Consider the following 19,600-nt stretch of genomic DNA (forward strand, 5'->3'; position numbering starts at 1 on the left):
CAAAAATAAAAGCTTCTGGTTGATTTTTCTCCACAATTCTGATAGCATCAAACCAAAGTTTTCCTCTAGAATCATCAAAACCCCTTAACTTTCCAGCTACAGACCAAGGTTGACAAGGAACACCACCAACTATCAGATTGACTTGCCAAGGTAACTCAGAAATTTTGGTAATATCTTCCAAATATTTTTCATCATTATTGATATATTGATTCAAAAAATTTTGCTGATAAACCTTAATAGCATCCGAGTCAATTTCTGAATATCCTAAACATTTACCTCCTAATTTTTCTAGAGGAATTCTAAATCCACCAATACCTGCAAATAAATCTATAAAAGTAAACCGATATTCAGATATTTGTAAATTAATAGGTTTCTCAAGATTGAAAAAGCTTAATTTGGTTGGAGAATTAATTATCTGACTAGACATTAGTTAATTTTTCTGATTATTACTAGGATTAATATTATAGGAATTATATTAAATATTAGATATTTGGTAATTGTAAAATTTTGCACTAAGATTATTGCCGATATAGCTCCTAAATAAGTTGCAACAAATAAAAAACTAGATAAAAAAACTGAAATTCTTACCTGTTCTCTTTTCCCAGTTAAGTGTTCCCTGTTACCTCCATACCTATTCCCTAAAAGCAGAAGAAATATAATTTTGTAAAATTAGTTGATAACCTCCTAATTCTACAGAATTTCCAATTTCAATAGTTAATTTAGATAGTTGCTCTTGTAGTGATGAACTTATCAGCAAGGGAGAACTATTCTGAATAGAATTACACCTGACTAAAACTACATCAAATCTACAAGAATAATCTGCTAATTCTGGGCGATCGCTCAAAAAGATTTCTGCGGTTTGCCAAAGTTTAGCCTGCTTTGATTCTGTTACTGCTAGTAAACCATTTTTATCCCAATTACCTCGACTACGAGTTTTTACTTCCACAAATGCTAAGATAGGAAAAATTGGGAATTTTTGACCAGAATTATTTCTTAATGGAGAAGTTTTCATAGCAATAATATCTAATTCTCCCCAACGACATTGCCACCTTCGATGGAGTATTTGCCAACCTTGTTGAATTAACCATTGTACCACTAATTCTTCTCCCAAAATACCTTTGTCAATTTTTGGAGAAATATTAGTTTGACTAGATGAATAAAAGCTCATTTTGGTTTATTCTAAATTATGTAAACATTTCCTGCGGAATGCTACGCAAACAGCAGTCAGTATTCAGCTATCAGCTATTTATTGCTTTTGGTTGTGCGATAAAAGCTTTGTTTGAACCACATCCTTAAGAGTGGTGTTTGAAGGAGCTAGTATTAAATCTTACTACATTTGTTGAAGTCTTATTGCTGAGAGCTGAATGCTTACTAAATTATGAACTGCTTAAAGTAAATTAGCTAGAAGTAACATGAATTTTAAACAACAAAAAACTTTCCAAATTTTAGTCAGCTTTGTTTGTTCATTAGCATTATATATTGTTGCTATGGGGACGATAACTGCCATAACTTTTACTAAGGCAATACCTACTCTAGCTGATGAGTATGACAAACAAATTTTAGTAGGTGTTGATTTTTCTGGTCGAGACTTAACTAATGATTCGTTTACTAAATCTATTCTGCGTAAAAGTGACTTGAGCAATTCAAATTTGAGTGGAGTTAGTTTGTTTGGCGCTCATTTAGAAGGAGCTAATTTAGAAGGAGCTAATCTTAGTTATTCTACTTTAGATAATGCTATTTTTAACAAAGCAAATTTAACTAATGCTATTTTGGAAGGTGCTTTTGCTTTCCATACTCAATTTCGTGGTGCAATTATTGATGGAGCAGATTTTACTGATGCTTTTTTACGAGAAGATACTCAAAAAGAGTTATGTAAAATTGCTGAAGGTACGAATCCTATTACAGGTAATGAAACAAGAGATACACTCTTTTGTGATTAATTATAATTCAGTTATTTAGCGGTCAATTTTTATAGTCCAGTAGGGTGCGTTAATGAAATGTAACGCACCGTTTATATCAAGACAAAGTTTGACAAAAGCTAAGAGCAAAAAAAGCCAAGGATTTCAATCCTTGGCTAATAGCTGAAGTCATCTAAAAGATGACTAAAATTATCTATAATTAGACATTTCCACGAAAAGAGTAAGGGTTTAACGATGATTATCCCTTATAGGGAAAAAGAATTGATAATTTCTCTGTCAGAATTGATTTTATTTTTTATTCTCTGAGATATTTATTGTCTTTATTAGCGATCGCTCAAATCTGGTTGACAAAAAAACTTGACATGGTATTATACTTATAATGGAGAAGGTGCGCTCAGATATATTCCCATCAATTTGGCTCCAAAAAAACATATTTTCCTATAACTAATCACAGGAAAAGTTGATGGCTGAAAAAGAAGAAGTCTGAGCACTGAGTAACTGAAAAATAGAAAGTCTGAATAACTAATCACTAAAAAAGCTGAGCACTGTTAACTGAAAAAGGGGATTGACAAAAAAACTTGACATGGTATTATACTTATAATGGAGAAGGTGCGCTCAGATATATTCCCATCAATTTGGCTCCAAAAAAACATATTTTCCTATAGCTGCTAATAACTAAAAAAGCTGATAACTCAAAAGAGGAAGCTTCATAACTAATAACTAAAAAAGCTGATAACTGATAACTGATAACTGATAACTGATAACTGATAACTGAAAAACCCATGCAGTTAGGAAAAGTCTTAGAACGACGTTACAAAATTATTGACATTCTCGGAAGTGGAGCTTTTGGAGATACCTACTTAGCTGAAGACTTACAGTTACCAAGAAATCGCAAATGTGTTGTTAAACACCTTAAACCTAAAACTTCAGAGCCAACAGTTTTGCCTATTGTTCAAAGGTTGTTTTAGAAAGAAGCAGAGACCTTATATAAATTAGGTACAGACTCAAACGAAATACCAAAATTATTTGCTCATTTCCAGGAAGGAACAGAATTTTACTTAGTACAAGAATCTATAGAAGGGCACGATATAAGTAAAGAACTGACGCCTGGGAAAAAATTAAGCGAGTCTTACACCACTGCCCTACTCAGAGGAATATGATCAGTATTAGCAGTAGCTCATCAAAAAAATATTATCCACCGAGACATTAAACCACAAAATTTGATGCGTCGAAAGTTGGATAACAAAATAGTATTGATAGACTTTGGGGCGGTAAAAGAAATAAGTGTAATGACTACCACTCAAGCAAGAACAACAACTTTAACTATCGTAGTGGGAAATCCTGGATATATACCCAGCGAACAGAGCAACGGCAAACCCAGATTAAGTAGCGATATTTATGCAGTGGGGATGGTAGAAATAAAACCACTCACCGGAAAGGAACCGAAAGACTTACCAGTAGACCCAAACACAGGAAATATTCTCTGGCGAAACGAGGCAATAGTAAGTAACTATCTGGCACATATATTTAGATAAGATGGTGCGGGAGTATTTTAAAAAGAGCGTTATAAAAATGCGATGGAGGTATTAGAGGCGTTAAATATTCAAACTGCTCCACAACCAACACCAGTACTAGCAGTCTCACCTGTATCTAAAACTCCACCCCAGTTTGATAAAACCAGAAGACAAATATTGACATTAGGAGGTTTGGCAGGAGGTGGGTTTCTGGCAGCTATGTTAACTGAAAGATTTGTGGAGTGGAAGGTCTTCAGAAAATATTTCTACTTCTGAACCAACAGAAGAAGTTTCTCCAGAAATTATTTCTTCTCCTGAACCAATACCAGAAATTAGCCCTTCTCCCGAACCAGAATTTCCTGTTCAAACATTTGCTACTGTCAAAGTTAACAGAAGAGGAGAAATAATCAGTCGATCTGAAGGTAGAGCAGAAGTAATGACAGAAAACGTCGGTGATGGAGTCTCCCTAGAAATGGTAAAAGTTCCTGGAGGTAGGTTTCTCATGGGTTCTCCAGAGACAGAAGCAGAAAGAAGAGATAATGAAAGTCCGCAACATTATGTAGATGTGCCAGAATTTTTCATGGGAAAATATCCAGTTACTCAAGCACAGTGGGAAGCGGTTATGGGAAATAATCCTTCTAAGTTTAAAGGTGCAAGTCGCCCTGTAAACAGAGTAAGTTGGAACGACGCCACAGAGTTTTGTCAGAAACTCTTAGAAAGGACGGGTAAAAAATATGGTTTACCCAGTGAGAGTCAGTGGGAATATGCTTGTCGAGCCGGAACAACTACACCTTTTTATTTTGGGGAAACTATAACGCCTGAGTTAGTTAACTATAATGGAAATTTTCTTTATGGTGATGCACCGAAAGGAAAATATCACCAAGAAGCAACAGAGGTGAGAATTTTTCCACCCAATAGTTTTGGTTTGTATGATATGCACGGCAATGTTTGGGAATGGTCTCAGGATGTTTGGCATAGTAACTATAATGGAGCGCCTACTGATGGAAGTGCTTGGGAAACTGGAGGAGATAGTTATAGAAGAGTGCTCCGTGGCGGCAGCTTGTACTACGATTCTTGGGATTGCCTTTGCGCCAGGCGTCTCAACAACGATGGGGACATCTCCAAGAACGATATGGGGTTTTCCGGTTGTCTCGGTGGTTTCTGTCTCTCGTTCCTAGAATTATTCCCCTTTATTCTTTTCCTCTTTTCCCCTTTTCCCTCTTTTTCTTTTCTCTTTTTCCTGCCAGACACAGATTTGGCCACGGATACACCGATGAAGATGACCTAACCCCCCAGCCCCCTTCCCTTGCAGGGAAGGGGGGGTAAGAGTTTCTCCCCTCTCCTCGTAGGAGAGGGGTTGGGGGAGAGGTCTCATTCTGTGAAGCACCAAAAAAATCGGCGTAAAAAGGAGATTCTCCTTGCGTCAGCAAAAAAATCATGGTAAGATTATATCATTGGGGTTTGTTCGTACCTACGCATGACTTTTTATTCAACGCCAGCGCCAGACAGAGATTTGGCCACAGATACACGGATGAATATTTCAGCAATAGAATTAGGAAATTATAAATAATGCAAATTAAAATTAATTTACCAGATAAATTAACCGAAAAAGTAGGAGATAAATGGGAAAATTTACAACAAAAGATAATAGCTAATCTTGCATTAGAAGCTTTTCGAGAAGGACTAATTGATATTGATGAACTAAAACAAAAAAGAACTGCTCAAATTTTTCTCCGATGCCGAACTTATGGAATTTTTCCAACAAAATAATATGCTTCATTCTCAGGGAATACTGAATTTATATGGTACTTGTGCCGATATTGATTTAGTAGAAGATAACCAAGGAATTTATGACGAGATAGATGATGATTTAGTCGGAGCTTTTAATGAGTAATAATTCTTTAATTTATTTACTAGATACAAATATTTGTATCATGTATTTAAAGGGAAAATATCAAAATATTAAGAGTCGTATTGATAATTTAGAGATTGAAAAAATAGCCGTTTGTTCCGTAGTAAAAGCAGAACTATTTTATGGAGCTATGAGAAGTAATAATCCTCAAAAAAGTTTGAATCTGCAAAAATCATTTATATCGCAATTTGTATCTTTACCATTTAATGATTTTTGTACTGAAATTCATGGTAAAATTAGAGCTTATTTAGCTAAAATCGGAACACCTATTGGTTCAAACGATCTTTTAATTGCCTCTATTGCCTTGGCAAATAATTTAATATTAATGACTCATAATTTAAGAGAATTTAGCCGAATTAAAGGATTAAAAATTGAAGACTGGGAAACAGAAGAATTAGTTATTAGCCTTTACAGTTCCCGAAAAATCAGCGAATAGTTATCAATTTCATCAATGACAAAAAAAGTTGATATTAGTAGTAAACGAACAATTGGAATTTCCCTCACTCGTTGGGGAGAATGGGTGACATAAATTACCAATGTTACCGTCGAATAAATAGCTTCTTCAGACTTCCAATGGTTAAGTATTTTCAGTTCTCAGTTATCAGTAACTCTAGCGTAATTATTAATTGTTGAATGCCTTTTATTCCTATTATGAAAGGAGGAAGAAAAAAAAGCAGCCCTTAGAAAAGCATTGGAACTTTTACAAGAAGATGAACAACTATTAGAATTAGAAAAATTACTAGCATTTTTTGCTACCTTTGTATTAAATAAGCGTTCAGCAGTCAGCAAGATTATTTTTTAACGTTCGAGAAGAGAATTTTAACTAAAAGCCAATAGCTAGCATAATACAACAAATAATGAGGTGGGATATCGCAGTATTACAACAATCTCCTTGGTACCAACAAATCTTGCAAGAAGGAATTAATATTAGTCAACAACGAGGTGAAAAAATAGGAATACTTTCTGGAATAAAAATAGGATTAGAATTAAAATTTGGTGAATCAGGAAAAGAGATATTTTATGAGATTAATACCCTGGAAAATATTCAAGTTTTAGAAACAATTCTTTCCTCTCTCAAAACTGTAGAAACTATCGAGCAATTACGGCAAATTTATCTTAAATAAAGATAGTTAAGTAGGATGCGTTACATTTAATTAACGCACCGCTTATCCCAAATATTTATTCTTTGCTTTCTCTTCTCTATTAACTACTTTCTTAGCTAAACTTTTTAAAATACTAAGTACATAATACAAATCATTTCCTGGATTAAAGATATCGAATATTCTAGATACAGCATATTGCGATATTTCTCCTTTTACTAATTTAAAAAATCTAAAGCTATTACCATTCAGAATTAAACCATAAGTTGCTTGATTAGAATTAGGATTAGCTAACATATAAGTTAGTAATTGTGACTTACCAGCTTCTAGGGAAAAAGCAGCTTGTTTAGATTCGATTGCCATTACCCAAATTTGTTCGTATACAACTAATACATCTATCTTTCCTTTGATAATAATTCCTTCATTTTCTAGGGAAATTTTTATAGTTTTTTCTGACTTAATGCGGAAAGGAGGAAGGTAGAGATTAGCTAAATCTAATAAAGGAGATAATACTACCATTTTGACAGTATTTTCTAAGATAGGTGGGTCTTCTAATAAATTAGAATAGCTGGCTTTTACTCGGTCTAATCTTTCTTTTTCTGCTGCGGATATTTCTGGTAATTTATATTGCCATTCTGGAAAAAAATTATCATTTTCTACTAACTCTAGGTTGAATTTTTCTTTAAGTTTCTCTAAAGTTATTTCTTGTGCTGATATAGTTTTAACCATGATTTGTTAATAAGTAATTGTGCAAAATAAATTTTGTAGGCTTAGGTTGGGTTGAGGTACGAAACCCAACAATAGTAAAGTGCGTTTTGGGCTGAACGGAGTGAAACCCAACCTACTATAATTCTCCTAATGGAACTTTAATTAAATCCTGAATAGTAGTTAGTCTTAATCTTTCTAATTCTCGAATCCATTCTGATTCCGAATAAAATTTTTCTTGATACTTTTTAGCTAATTCAGACTCAACCGATAAATCTGTTTTTTGCCACTTATTTAAAATTGCACTCCGACGTTTTATCGACATAATTAATTCTATAGTTGCTATTGTAGAACGAATTTCTAAAGGCGCTCTGAGAAGATTTTTTTTTGTCTTTTCGTCTAAATGAAAAAGATGCTCGACATTAACAAGTTTATCTGGAGTTTCTAAACAACTATCCTGTAATTTTGAAATTAAATTATCTGATTCATTCATTTCATTTTCCACAGCAATAATTTGCTGCCACAAGAATCTATTGTCAGATAAATTAAACTGTAAATCTCTAGCTTCCATTGCATCTTTCACATCTTGACGATATTTCGGACAATGTAAATAAATGCGCAATAATAAAGATTCTGCTTCTGCCAATAAACTTCTTTCTACAGGTGCAGATAAAAGTGATAAATTATTTTTTTTCTCTTTAGTAAAATTTCTATGATTTCGCGGATGAGATTTTAATTGTTTAGCTACGAGTAAGGGCGGTGATAAAAGTTCATCTTCAGCTAATAACTTTCTCCAATTAATAAAAACTTGAGTTAATAAATTTTCAGAAATTAATGAAACTCTCCGAGCATCTCCCTTACTTAAAATTTCGGCACAATATTGTAGATAATAAGTAAGCTGACTATCGTTAGTTATCTTAGTTAAAATTTTAACTATTTCTTGATTTACTTGAGCATATTCATCTGCCAGACTTAGATTTTTACTTTTTACTATATTTTGAATTTGCCAATCAATCCATAGAGCAGAATTTACCAATAATTCCTGATATTTTTCAGCAGAATAAGTTCTCAAATATTCATCAGCATCTTTTCCATCAGGAATATTTAAAACTCTTAATTGAACTTCTCCACTATAAGCAAGTTTTTCTATTTCTCCAATGGCTCTATCGGTAGCTTTAATACCCGCTCTATCAGCATCAAAATTTAAGATAATTTGTTTAGATTCTGTATAACGTAAAAGTTGTTTAATTTGAATTGAACTTAACGCCGTACCTAAAGAAGCAACAACATTATTAATTCCGGCAGCATGAAGAGCTATAGCATCAAAATATCCTTCTACAATTACAACTTTATCCTGTTTAGAAATAGCAGTTTTTGCCTTATCCAAAGCAAACAAAATTTTCCCCTTATCAAATAATTCCGTCTCTGGAGAATTCAAATATTTAGGTTGTTCATCAGTCAAAGTTCTCCCACCAAAACCAATAACTCTACCTTGCACATCATTAATAGGAATCATCAAGCGATCGCGGAATCTATCGTAATAGCTATTACCAGATTTTCTCGGCAAAATTAATCCTGCTTTTTCGACTAATTCTACAGGAAAACTTTTTTGTTCTACGAGATAACCATAAATAGTTTCCCAACCATTGGGAGCGTAACCAAGTTGAAATTTTTGAATAGTTTCTTCGGAAATTTGACGTGTTTTTTTTAAGTATTCTAAAGCAATTTTTCCTTGAGGTTGGCTTAAGGCATATTGATAAAAATTATTAGCTATTGCTAAGATTTCATAAAGTTGTTCCCGGAGTGAAATTTGCCGTTGAAATTCTTGTCTATTTTCTGGTGATTCGGTTTTAATTTGTATTTGATAACGTCTAGCTAAATCTAAGATTACATCACCAAAAGAAGACTTACCAATTTCCATTAAAAATTTCAAAACATTACCACCTAAACCACAACCGAAACAGTAGTACATTTGTTTAGTGGTACTAACAGTAAAGCTAGGAGTTTTTTCTTCATGGAAAGGGCACAACCCTACATAATCTTTCCCTTGTTTTTTTAAGACAATATGTTCTGAAATAACATCATAAATATCAGCTCTTTGTTTAACTTCTGCTATAGTATCTTGATGAAAACGAAAGTTATTCATATTAAATCAGGGAAGAGTATGGATAATTGATAATTGATAATTGATAATTAGGGTTTACTGAAAAAGTCTGTTTGCCAAAACAGGGAATAGTGTGGATAATTGATAATGGATAATTTATAATGGATAATTGATAATTAGGGTTTACTGAAAAAGTCTGTTTGCCAAAACAGGGAATAGTGAATATTCAAGAAGAATAGGGAGTTATAGAAGAGATGCACAGTTCCCGATAAATTGGAAAAATTATCAAAATAATATGGGTCTAAAACCTCGCCTTTTAAGGCGAAATATTTTTGGAGCGGAGCTCAAATCTCCGTTACAAAAATCACTTCTGACTTCTGACTTCTAACTTTTGAATTCGTTACCCCCCAACTCTTATCTAAATACTACTTGAGAAGTCTTATTAACCAAAAATATATTACTATCTTACCACCTAAGAAAGCACTTACCTTTATATGTAAATGCTTTGAGATTTCCATACGCAAACCCTAATATAAGTTGTATAAGTTCATAAGGAAAATTAATTATATATTCTATTAGGAACTTCCAATCTTATCCATAAATTATCAATTATTTCTCCCTATTCCCTGCTCCCTATTCCCTATTCCCTGTTCTCTGCTTAAAAATAATTAATGTGTAACCATTAGATATAAAATATAATAAATAAACTTGATATTCGGCTAGAACATCAAAATATCTAGCCAGTTATGAGGAAGTGGGTGTTCGGTGTTCCAACGTATAACGCAAAGCTTAAAAAATGACCTAATCGCTGGTCTATTGGTAGTAATACCCTTGGCTACCACAATTTGGCTGACTATAACTATTGCTAGGTGGGTAATTAATTTTCTCACCAAAATTCCCAAACAAATTAATCCGTTTGATGGTTTACATCCAGCTTTAGTGGGTTTACTAAACTTTTTAGTAGGATTAGCAGTACCATTGCTTAGTATCCTCATCATAGGATTGATGGCAAGAAATATTGCCGGAAAATGGCTGTTAGATTTAGGGGAGAAAATATTACAAGCTATTCCATTTGCTGGCTCAGTTTATGGTACTCTTAAGCAAATATTAGAAACTTTACTCAAAGATTCCAATGAGAAATTTCGCCGTGTGGTAGTGGTAGAATACCCACGTCGAGGAGTTTGGACTATAGCTTTTGTGACTGGCGCAGTAAGTAAAGAAATTCAATCTCATCTAGGAGATGAGATGTTGAGTCTTTTTATTCCTACAACTCCAAATCCTACATCTGGTTGGTATGCTATTGTGCCAGAAAAGGATGTAATTAATGTTTCTTTGTCGGTAGAAGATGCTTTTAAAGTTTTAATATCTGGTGGAATAGTAAGTCCTAATTCATCAACCCCTGTTAGTCAAGAAAAAATATTCAAAAATCAACTTCAACCAAGACTTCCAGACTAGAGAAAAATATCAATAGATATCTCCTTATTCCAGTTATCAGTTATCAGTTATCAGTGAACCTCTGATCTTAAAAGAAATAGCTGAGGGCTAAATGTTTATCTAATAAGAATAAATCGGGAATAGCGGACAATAATTGATGACAAATAGTGGGATAATTGATTTGATTTTTTATTATTCGAGATGTCTATTATGAAAAAAGCACCCCGTTCAACAGCTCGCGAATTAGCTCTCCTTGGTTTAAGTCAATTACCAACAAGTTTAGGGAGTTTGGAAAAAAAGCAACTTCAAGAATTTGTATTAGCAGCAGTTCGGACTTTAAGGACAGAAGTTCATGATATTTTAGAAACTGCCGCAGTAGAATTACAAAGGGGGAGTGATCGTCTTCTAAGTAGTGAGATTGGTGCTACTGATATTGAAAGTGCTAGAGTAATGCTTTATGAGGCGATAGAATTAGGCAAAACAGGAATTAATCTTATTGGTGCTGCTGTGGAATTACCAGAAATTATTCAACTTACTAATCAGTTAGAAGTTCGGAGTTATACAATGGAAATTCTGACAAAGGTAAATGGTAATAAGGAAGAAATTGATAAATTATTGAGAGAATCAATAGTAGATTGGCAAATAGAACGTTTACCTCGAATTGATTTGGATATACTGAGAATTGCAGTAGCAGAAATGATGTTTATTGGAATTGAAAAACAGGTGGCGATTAGTCAAGCTGTGGAATTAGCTAAACGTTATAGTGGGGAGGATGGGCATAAGTTTATTAATGGGGTTTTGCGAAGAGTTATTAATAAGATTCAAATTTGAGGAATAATTTTAGTAGGGAGGGAGTAGGGAGCAGGGAGTAGGGAGTAGTTAAGAGTCAGGAAATAAGAGCTATAGACGAATTAGTTCCAAGAATTGTCTCTTAATTTTTCTGTCCTAGTGGGCTGTTTGTGCTAACTTTTTTAACCTTTTTGACCTAAAAGCTGATACTTTTTCTAAACCTCAAGTTGCTAAAACCATAATTAAAAGTAGAATTTGACTCAGATAAAAATTAGACAAAATAACTAAAATTAGTTCAGAGAAACTATAGCCCTATAGTTAATATTCCATTTCCTCACTATTATCTAACCACTCATCTACTTAAATCAAAACTAAAAATTCAATAAACTAAAATTAGTTCAGAGAAACTATAGCCCTATAGTTAATATTCCATTTCCTGACTATTATCTAACCACTTTTTCAACTACTCCCTACTCCCTACCGATGAAATAAAATTTTCATAGCTAGACAAATTCATTATAGAATAGAATATTTAAAATACTAATATCTAAAATAAATATGGCTTTTAATTGGTTCCGCCGTCAATATAACAACACTCCCGAAAAAACTGTAGAGGAAAAATCTACTCCTAACCAAGAAAAGGTAGAAACAGCAGTTCAGTCACAAGAAAAATCAACCCAGGAGTCTGCAAAAAGTACAGAAGATTATTTGAGTTGGGCAAAAACAGCTTATAAAAACATTCAAAAACAGAAAAAAACTCAAGAAGTATCTTCAACAGATACAGTCGTAACAGACGAACAGGAAGAAACTAAAACAACTTTAACAACAACAGAAGTTGAGCCTATTATATCAGACCAGCTCAAAACAGAAGAACCAGAAAATATTCCAGCAGAAAAAATAGAATCTACATCCACAGATACTCAAGCTGAATCAATTTCAACTTTAGAGGAAAGTACCCCTAAAAAAATAGAATCCCCAGAATTAGAAATTTCCGTAGAATCAGATTCAATAATAGAAGAAACTACTCCAGAAACTTCAGCATCCGAAAATTTACCATTTTGGGCTAAAGCTGCTACAGAAAGACAAGCAAGAGTAGAACGTCTCAAAGAAACTGCCATAGAAGAATCCGAGCCAGGAATTATACCACAAACAACCGTAGATTATCAAATAGAAGAAATAGATCCCTTAATTCTTGATGAAGCATTTCTCTGGTCAGCAGAAGTTTTAGCAGCTCAAGGTCGTCGCCCAGATCAAGTCTCTGCTGAAGAAATTTCTTGGCTCAAGAAATTACGACAAGGTTTAAATAAAACTCGACGGAACTTGCTCAACCAATTAAGGGCAATTGTTGGTCAAGGTCCTCTCAATCAAGATGCAGTAATGGAAATAGAATCTATGTTACTACAAGCTGATGTGGGAGTCGAGGCTACAGATTATATTATAGAAACATTACAAAATAAATTGCGTCAAGAGGTTTTACCTCCAAAAGAGGCGATCGCTTATCTGAAACAAATCTTACGAGATATTCTAGATGAGCCATTTAAAGACTTGGAAATAGCTACTCCCGCATATAATTTAACTTTTATCCCGGAAAAGGATACCTTAAATATTTGGCTGTTGAATGGAGTCAATGGAGCTGGTAAGACCACAACTGTTGGTAAAATTGCCCATTTAGCTAATAAGTCAGATTATAGATGTTTAATAGCAGCAGCAGATACATTTCGAGCTGCGGCTGTGGAACAATTGAAAGTCTGGGGACAACGAAGTGGGGTAGAAGTAATTGCTAATCCTGGTAAGAATACTGATCCAGCAGCTATAGTTTTTGATGCTATAGTAGCAGCTAAAACTAGAAATACAGAATTACTATTGGTAGATACTGCTGGTAGACTACAAAATAAGAAAAATTTGATGGATGAATTAAGTAAAATTCATCGCATAGTAGAAAAAAAAGCGCCAGATGCGATAGTAGAATCCTTGCTGGTATTAGATTCTACCCTTGGTCAGAATGGTTTACGCCAAGCAGAGGTATTTGCCAAAGCTGCTAAATTAAGTGGAGTGGTATTGACAAAACTCGACGGAACTGCTAAAGGTGGTGTTGCACTGGCAGTGGTTAAGCAATTGGGTCTACCTATTCGGTTTATTGGTGTGGGAGAAAGTATAGAAGACCTCCGTCCATTTTCTAGTTATGAATTTGTGGAAGCTCTCATCAGTGGCTAAAGATTTATCTAAGCAGTCAGCAGTCAGTATTTAGGGATCAGCTATTTATTTTACTTTATTGATAAAAGCTTTATGATAAGGTTCCCGATCAATCAGAAATTTTATCTGACTACAAAATTCAGTTTTCACTTTCTTGATTCGTTTAAATCTCCTCCTTAAGCTTGAGGTTTTTATTGCTGATTGCCCTGTTCCTCCGGAGGCTAACTGAATGCTTAGAGATTTACTGCTTTTATTCTTGAAAATGAGCGACTTTATCCAAGTAGTAGTTGTGAAAAAAACATAAATTTTTTTCAGTTTCAATAGGGCTAGCTGATTAAATTTAAAAACCTTTATAGGTAAAGGATTTAGCATTTTTAGGTATCAAAAAGTGCTAGCTTTGAGGTCGCTTAAGTTCATCCATATTAGTATCTTTGGCTCACTATCACAGAAAAATCACTCAAGCCATTTTTCCAACCAATTTCTTTTTTAATGACTAGGGTTTGCTTGTGGAACTCTGTTAGTGCAGCCAGGGAACAGGGAACAGGGAAAAAGTTTAGACTATACTGCTATGGCCAAATTTTCTGATAGTCAGGGTAGAAACTTTACCATTTTAGAGAATACAACAGCTAAAAACCAGGAACTTTTTTCGGAATAAAATGGCTAAAACATTTATCTCTCAATGTTTTGAGATTTAATCAGCAAGCCCTAAATAACAATTAATAATTAATAATCACCTCTTCTTGATCAGAAGAGGATTTATTTTCATCTTTCCAGAAAATAAATAAAGAAAATTCCGGATTTGGTTGCCTCCTGTTGAAGCCAAAGGTACTGTTAGGGAACTGCAATTTAATCAAATAACCAATATCTTGGGTGCCATTGCACTTTACCCAACCGACAATGGGTACTCTGTTTTTTAATAACTCCCCTACTTAATGCAATTATCACCCAGGAGACTAACTGAATAACCAATAAATAATACTAACTAATAACTAAAATGACTGTAGTGCCTATATATCGAAACTCCCCCGAACCAACTGACCATATTGCCAATGGTAATTCCTCACCCATAATGTCTGTATACGACCTTCAAAAAACCGTAGCCCGCTTACATAAAGAACAACAAAATGTTAATGACTTATTAAGTTCCCTCAGTTTTGCCTTGCGTAGCTTCAATAATCTAAATCAATTTCTAGAATTGATTCCACTCATGGGTAGTCGAGTAACCGATGCAGATGGTGGAGCATTAGTATTATTTAAGCCTAATGGACAAGTGAGATTTCAACAATTACACTGCCAAGAAGGCCAACAATGTCAAGATATTCAACAAGCATTGGAAATAGCAACTCGCCAATTGACTACAGAAACAACTCTACCTACTGAATTAGAGGAAATTCCTATTCAAACAGCAAGTTTAGACTACCAAGTAAACAACTATCTAGGAAATGATGTTAAATTATTTGGGACATCAATTATCGTCAAAAACTCAGAAAGAGGTCGTTTATATGTATTTAGTCACGACCCAGAATATGTTTGGACACCAGCAAAACAAAAATTAATTCGCCTAGTAGCAGACCAAACCGCAGTAGCGATCGCTAATGATGAACTCTCTACGTCCTTACGAGAAAAAGAACGTTTGGACCGAGAGTTGGAAATAGGGGCAGAAATTCAAGTCCGACTCTTACCACCAGAATGTCCAGAAATTCCTGGTATTTCTCTGGCCGCTCGGTGCGAAACGGCAAACCGAGTTGGAGGAGATTATTATGACTTTATTCCTTCTAACTATGACCAGGTAAACTCTAAGCAGAAAAAACAGCAACCCTGTCGCTGGAGTATTGTAATTGGAGATGTGATGGGTAAGGGTGTTCCTGCTGGTTTGATTATGACTATGACCAGGGGTATGTTAAGAGCGGAGGTGTTGAACCGCCATTCACCAGCACAAGTTTTACAACACCTTAACCAAGTTATGTATGCTGACCTGGAAAGTTCTCATAGATTTGTCACTTTGTTTTATTCGGAGTATGATCCAGAAACCAGAATTTTGTATTATAGTAATGCAGCTCACCATCCACCAATGTTATGGCAAGCTGCTAATAGTTCTATTATGAATTTGGATACTCTGGGAATGTTAATTGGTTTGGAAACAGATTCCGAATATAATGAAGCACAAGTACAACTTTATTCAGGAGATACTATTATTTATTACACAGATGGATTTACAGATGCAGCTAATAAAAATGGCGATCGCTATGATGATACTAAGTTAAGTGCAGCTTGTAAATTTGCCTGTGAAAATTATCAAAAACCACAAGAAATATTAGATTATTTATTTCAGGAGGTAGAGCAATTTGTGGGACAAGGAAGTTATAATCCAGATGATATGACTTTAGTGGTAATGAGAGTAGATTAATAATGATTAATTAATGATGGATGATTAATAAGCTAAGACTGATTTAAAATGTTTTTTTAGCAAGTTATAATTCAATTGATAATGGATAATTAATTAATAATGAATGATTGACAAGCTAAGACTGATTTAAAATGTTTTTTTAGCAAGTTATAATTCAGAATTTATAACATAATCCATAATGATAATTATATTCTTAACTAGGTACATAAAAAAAATATACGCTTTAAATCATTAACAGCTTAATTGATAATCAGGGTTCGCTGAAAAGAGAAGAGTTTGGAAAAGGTGGAGAGATTGAATTATGGTCTATTGATCATTAATAATGGATAATTAATATATAAATTTCCAATATTATAAAAAAAAACTATCAATTTTTCCTCCCTATTTCCTGTTTCCTGTTTCCTGTTTCCTGTTTCCTGTTTCCTCTCTCCTCTCTCCTCTCTCCTCTCTCAATCTAAGAAATTAATTTTGCACGACTACTTACTAGAGCAGTTTATATCAGTTCTGGGAAATTTAATCAGCAGAACAATAACTATATTTTTATTTTTATCAAATACTTTTACTTTTATTAGAGAGAATAATTTATAAATGGTAGAACATATAGCAACTACAGAAATAAACTTTAATCTAATTCATGACTACATTAATTTTTTGCATTTTTTAGAAATAAAGATATTATATAATTGGCCAACTTTTGCTCAACAAGTTGATGTAGACTTATGGGCAGATGTGCAAAAAGCTTGGAACAAATTTATAGAATGTGGTCAAGGGACCGCACTATTAGTTGGTCTAATAATCGGTTGGATGGTTAAAAGTATTTTGCCATAATTACTCATTATTTATTTAGGGAACAGGACATAGGGAATAGGGAATAGGGAATAGGGAATAGGGAATTATAGATAATTGGCATTCGCTGCACCCCTAGCTATCTCTACAAGAAATAAAATTTAGTATTTTAAACCTCACCTCTAGCTTTAGCCACAAGAATTGATAATGTAAGTATTTAGCCATCAACTATCAGCTCTCAACTTTTTTGATTACCTTGATTTAAAGGAGAAAAAAATAATAAATATATTTCCAATAAATTAGTTGAAAATATATTAATATGAAATCAAGCATATCCCGGCTTTATTGATGAAAAAGCTGATAGCTGAATGCTTTGCTTAATAGCTAAATGCTTACTTGATAACTAATAACTGAAATGACTCAAGATAAACCAACCTGGAGCCAAAGATTTGAAAAGGCATTGCATCCTACCATAGCTAGATTTAATGCTAGTATCAACTTTGATATAGAATTAATTGAACATGATATTAATGGTTCAATAGCTCATACAAAAATGTTAGCTAAAACCAGAATTATTTCTGCTGAAGAAGGAGAAAAATTATTGACAGGTTTAGAACAAATTCGTCAAGAATATCAAGCAGGAAAATTTCAGATAATTGAAGATGCAGAAGATGTTCACTTTGCTATAGAAAAAAGACTAATAGAAATAACTGGAGACGTTGGCAAAAAACTACACACAGCTAGGTCGAGAAATGACCAAGTAGGAACAGATACTAGACTTTATCTCCGAGAAAAAATTACAGAAATTCAGATTTTATTGAGAAATTTTCAAAAGATTATTTTAGAATTAGCAGAGTCTAATATTGACACTTTAATTCCTGGTTATACTCACTTACAAAGAGCGCAACCTTTGAGTTTAGCTCACCATCTTTTAGCTTATTTTCATAAAGTAGAAAGAGACTGGGAAAGGTTGGGAGATGTTTATCGTCGAGTGAATATTTCTCCTCTTGGTTGTGGTGCTTTAGCAGGTACAACTTTTCCTATTGATAGACACTACACTGCGGAATTATTAAACTTTGAAAAACCTTATGCTAATAGTTTAGATGGAGTAAGTGACCGAGATTTTATTATTGAGTTTCTCTCTGCAGCTAGTATAATTATGGTACATTTAAGTAATTTGGCAGAAGAAATAATTTTATGGTCTTCTGAAGAATTTAAGTTTGTTACTTTAACTGATGTTTGTGCCACAGGTTCGAGTATTATGCCGCAAAAGAAAAATCCTGATGTACCAGAGTTAGTGAGAGGAAAAACAGGTAGAGTTTTTGGGCATTTACAAGCTATGTTAGTGGTAATGAAGGGTTTGCCACTTGCATATAATAAAGATTTACAGGAAGATAAAGAAGGTTTATTTGATACTATTAAAACTGTCAAAAGTTGTCTCGAAGCAATGACAATTTTATTCCAAGAAGGTTTAGAATTTAATAAAAAGCGTCTCACAGAAGCAGTAGCAGAAGATTTCTCTAATGCGACAGACGTAGCTGACTATTTAGCCACTCGTGGTGTACCATTTAGAGAAGCCTATAATTTAGTAGGTAAAGTTGTGAAAACTTGTATTTCTAGTGGTAAACTACTTAAAGATTTAACTTTAGAAGAATGGCAAGAATTACATCCAGCTTTTGCAGCAGATATTTATGAGGCGATCGCCCCCCAGCAAGTAGTATCTGCCAGAAATAGTTATGGTGGAACAGGTTTTGCTCAAGTAAAAACAGAAATTACCCTGGCCAAACAGAAGCTTCATAGCTTAATCTAATTTTTAAAATCTAGATTTGAGTATTAGAAAACCAAATCTAGATTTCATCTTTTGAAAACTAAAATGTATTATGGTTAATCAGCACTTCCTGCGCAATGCTCTCGCATTCAGCTATTAGCAGTTAGATCTTAACAATAAAAATGAATGAAACAATCATTTCATTCAATTTATAATACATTATTTTCAACCAAAGATTTAAAGTATAATAATGATCAGGTAGACTTGTTCACTATGTGATAAATATCAAAGTAGATAGCTAACTGCTGACTACTAAATCCTGACTATTCTTCTACAGCACCAGCACCCTCTTCTGCACCCTGTTCATTACCATTTTGGTTATTGCCAGATGCAAACTTAGATGAAAATCGCTTCGAGAAAAAACCCGCCTTTTTTTTACGAAACTTCCGTGCGTAAGCTTGATTACGTTGTGCCTTTTCTTTTTTTGGATTACGGCGTTTAGCCATTACTACCTCTCTAATTTAGATCTTACTAAAGCTATAGGAAAATAGCTTCTCAAAGATTGATACACTTTTCGATTTATAAACCTTAGTTCCTTATAATCTAGACTAACAGTAGCATAAGAACTTATGTTTAATGGTACAATTTTCTTAAATTTTCATCAAAAGTCCCTAAATTAAGGGGAAGGATGTATGGGTAATACTTTGATGAACTATGCTATACTAGAAAATTTTTTCATCTCATCTCAGCACAATTTCTGGTTTATAGTACCTGCCCTCAAAAGTCCTTTTTTCTCAGGTCTTATGGCAATTCCACAGTACACCAATACAGTCCTAGTCCCACATTTTTTTTAGACTTTCTCCGGGGGACTACTACTTTACGAGTCAGAACATTATCTAACCATAGCACTTATTTTTTGGTTATGCAAGAGTTTCTTCAGTATTTTTATTAGGATACCAAATTGATAAT

16 protein-coding genes and 1 pseudogene are annotated in these 19,600 nt (G+C 33.8%); 12 read left to right on the plus strand and 5 right to left on the minus strand.

The features are described from left to right. Window positions 1-427 (minus strand): DNA cytosine methyltransferase (locus tag VKJ25_RS12000; RefSeq protein WP_324236866.1); only part of this gene is annotated, 427 nt, incomplete at its 3' end. A gap of 204 nt (window positions 428-631) precedes the next feature. Beyond that, complete coding sequence (locus tag VKJ25_RS12005; protein ID WP_324236867.1) at window positions 632-1,168, minus strand: YraN family protein; 537 nt, start codon at window positions 1,166-1,168, stop codon at window positions 632-634. A gap of 244 nt (window positions 1,169-1,412) precedes the next feature. On the opposite strand from VKJ25_RS12005, the gene VKJ25_RS12010 reads away from it, so the two are divergent. The 6 genes and pseudogenes from VKJ25_RS12010 (at window position 1,413) to VKJ25_RS12035 (ending at window position 6,469) form a co-directional block, all read left to right on the plus strand. Continuing rightward, window positions 1,413-1,940 carry a pentapeptide repeat-containing protein gene (locus VKJ25_RS12010; RefSeq protein ID WP_375340328.1) on the plus strand — a complete coding sequence of 176 codons (528 nt, stop codon included), beginning with the start codon at window positions 1,413-1,415 and terminating at the stop codon, window positions 1,938-1,940. 761 nt (window positions 1,941-2,701) lie between these two features. Then, window positions 2,702-4,544 (plus strand): annotated as a pseudogene (locus VKJ25_RS12015) (SUMF1/EgtB/PvdO family nonheme iron enzyme); the annotation flags it as partial. A gap of 458 nt (window positions 4,545-5,002) precedes the next feature. Next, window positions 5,003-5,203 (plus strand): hypothetical protein, encoded by a 201-nt coding sequence (locus tag VKJ25_RS12020; protein ID WP_324236868.1) that lies wholly within the window; start codon window positions 5,003-5,005, stop codon window positions 5,201-5,203. Window position 5,204: 1 nt separating this feature from the next. Next, entirely contained in the window at window positions 5,205-5,327 is a 123-nt protein-coding gene (locus VKJ25_RS12025; protein WP_324236869.1) for a hypothetical protein, read from the plus strand. Further along, window positions 5,320-5,781, plus strand: coding sequence for a type II toxin-antitoxin system tRNA(fMet)-specific endonuclease VapC (gene vapC / locus VKJ25_RS12030; protein ID WP_324236870.1), 462 nt, complete (start codon window positions 5,320-5,322; stop codon window positions 5,779-5,781). Before VKJ25_RS12025 ends, vapC begins: the two co-directional genes overlap by 8 nt. A 421-nt stretch (window positions 5,782-6,202) precedes the next feature. Continuing rightward, window positions 6,203-6,469, plus strand: a complete 267-nt coding sequence (locus tag VKJ25_RS12035) for a hypothetical protein (protein ID WP_324236871.1) — start codon at window positions 6,203-6,205, stop codon at window positions 6,467-6,469. A gap of 42 nt (window positions 6,470-6,511) precedes the next feature. Here VKJ25_RS12035 and VKJ25_RS12040 read toward each other — a convergent pair whose 3' ends face one another. Together VKJ25_RS12040 and dnaG are read right to left on the minus strand one after the other, a co-directional pair. Beyond that, entirely contained in the window at window positions 6,512-7,174 is a 663-nt protein-coding gene (locus VKJ25_RS12040) for a restriction endonuclease subunit R (RefSeq protein WP_324236872.1), read from the minus strand. A 115-nt stretch (window positions 7,175-7,289) separates the two neighbouring features. Continuing rightward, the gene (dnaG, locus tag VKJ25_RS12045) at window positions 7,290-9,296 is read right to left on the minus strand and encodes a DNA primase (protein ID WP_324236873.1); all 2,007 of its coding nucleotides are present in this window, start codon (window positions 9,294-9,296) and stop codon (window positions 7,290-7,292) included. Window positions 9,297-10,019: 723 nt separating this feature from the next. Here dnaG and VKJ25_RS12050 point away from each other — a divergent pair. From VKJ25_RS12050 to argH, 6 genes are all read left to right on the plus strand, one after another. Continuing rightward, on the plus strand, window positions 10,020-10,709 hold the full coding sequence (locus VKJ25_RS12050) for a DUF502 domain-containing protein (RefSeq protein WP_324236874.1): 690 nt from the start codon (window positions 10,020-10,022) through the stop codon (window positions 10,707-10,709). Window positions 10,710-10,898: 189 nt separating this feature from the next. Beyond that, entirely contained in the window at window positions 10,899-11,519 is a 621-nt protein-coding gene (gene nusB / locus VKJ25_RS12055; RefSeq protein ID WP_324236875.1) for a transcription antitermination factor NusB, read from the plus strand. Between the two features lie 516 nt (window positions 11,520-12,035). Further along, entirely contained in the window at window positions 12,036-13,691 is a 1,656-nt protein-coding gene (gene ftsY, locus VKJ25_RS12060; protein WP_324236876.1) for a signal recognition particle-docking protein FtsY, read from the plus strand. 973 nt (window positions 13,692-14,664) lie between these two features. Beyond that, a complete protein-coding gene (locus VKJ25_RS12065) occupies window positions 14,665-16,077 on the plus strand; it encodes a GAF domain-containing SpoIIE family protein phosphatase (RefSeq protein ID WP_324236877.1) in 1,413 nt (470 codons plus the stop codon). Window positions 16,078-16,665: 588 nt separating this feature from the next. Then, on the plus strand, window positions 16,666-16,905 hold the full coding sequence (locus VKJ25_RS12070) for a hypothetical protein (RefSeq protein WP_324236878.1): 240 nt from the start codon (window positions 16,666-16,668) through the stop codon (window positions 16,903-16,905). 373 nt (window positions 16,906-17,278) lie between these two features. Then, a complete protein-coding gene (gene argH / locus VKJ25_RS12075) occupies window positions 17,279-18,673 on the plus strand; it encodes an argininosuccinate lyase (RefSeq protein WP_324236879.1) in 1,395 nt (464 codons plus the stop codon). A gap of 281 nt (window positions 18,674-18,954) precedes the next feature. On the opposite strand, the gene VKJ25_RS12080 is transcribed toward argH, so the two are convergent. Beyond that, on the minus strand, window positions 18,955-19,137 hold the full coding sequence (locus VKJ25_RS12080) for a hypothetical protein (protein WP_324236880.1): 183 nt from the start codon (window positions 19,135-19,137) through the stop codon (window positions 18,955-18,957). Window positions 19,138-19,600: the final 463 nt, after the last annotated feature.

Origin of the sequence: Okeania sp., assembly GCF_035285525.1 — a bacterium.
GTDB lineage: Bacteria > Cyanobacteriota > Cyanobacteriia > Cyanobacteriales > Microcoleaceae > Trichodesmium.

Excerpts from the sequence above, each read along its gene's own strand:
- VKJ25_RS12005 (WP_324236867.1), bottom strand. The coding sequence starts at position 1,168 with ATGAGCTTTTATTCATCTAGTCAAACTAATATTTCTCCAAAAATTGAC.
- VKJ25_RS12010 (WP_375340328.1), top strand. The coding sequence starts at position 1,413 with ATGAATTTTAAACAACAAAAAACTTTCCAAATTTTAGTCAGCTTTGTT.
- VKJ25_RS12020 (WP_324236868.1), top strand. The coding sequence starts at position 5,003 with ATGCAAATTAAAATTAATTTACCAGATAAATTAACCGAAAAAGTAGGA.
- VKJ25_RS12025 (WP_324236869.1), top strand. The coding sequence starts at position 5,205 with ATGCTTCATTCTCAGGGAATACTGAATTTATATGGTACTTGTGCCGAT.
- vapC (WP_324236870.1), top strand. The coding sequence starts at position 5,320 with ATGAGTAATAATTCTTTAATTTATTTACTAGATACAAATATTTGTATC.
- VKJ25_RS12035 (WP_324236871.1), top strand. The coding sequence starts at position 6,203 with ATGAGGTGGGATATCGCAGTATTACAACAATCTCCTTGGTACCAACAA.
- VKJ25_RS12040 (WP_324236872.1), bottom strand. The coding sequence starts at position 7,174 with ATGGTTAAAACTATATCAGCACAAGAAATAACTTTAGAGAAACTTAAA.
- dnaG (WP_324236873.1), bottom strand. The coding sequence starts at position 9,296 with ATGAATAACTTTCGTTTTCATCAAGATACTATAGCAGAAGTTAAACAA.
- nusB (WP_324236875.1), top strand. The coding sequence starts at position 10,899 with ATGAAAAAAGCACCCCGTTCAACAGCTCGCGAATTAGCTCTCCTTGGT.
- ftsY (WP_324236876.1), top strand. The coding sequence starts at position 12,036 with ATGGCTTTTAATTGGTTCCGCCGTCAATATAACAACACTCCCGAAAAA.
- VKJ25_RS12065 (WP_324236877.1), top strand. The coding sequence starts at position 14,665 with ATGACTGTAGTGCCTATATATCGAAACTCCCCCGAACCAACTGACCAT.
- VKJ25_RS12070 (WP_324236878.1), top strand. The coding sequence starts at position 16,666 with ATGGTAGAACATATAGCAACTACAGAAATAAACTTTAATCTAATTCAT.
- argH (WP_324236879.1), top strand. The coding sequence starts at position 17,279 with ATGACTCAAGATAAACCAACCTGGAGCCAAAGATTTGAAAAGGCATTG.
- VKJ25_RS12080 (WP_324236880.1), bottom strand. The coding sequence starts at position 19,137 with ATGGCTAAACGCCGTAATCCAAAAAAAGAAAAGGCACAACGTAATCAA.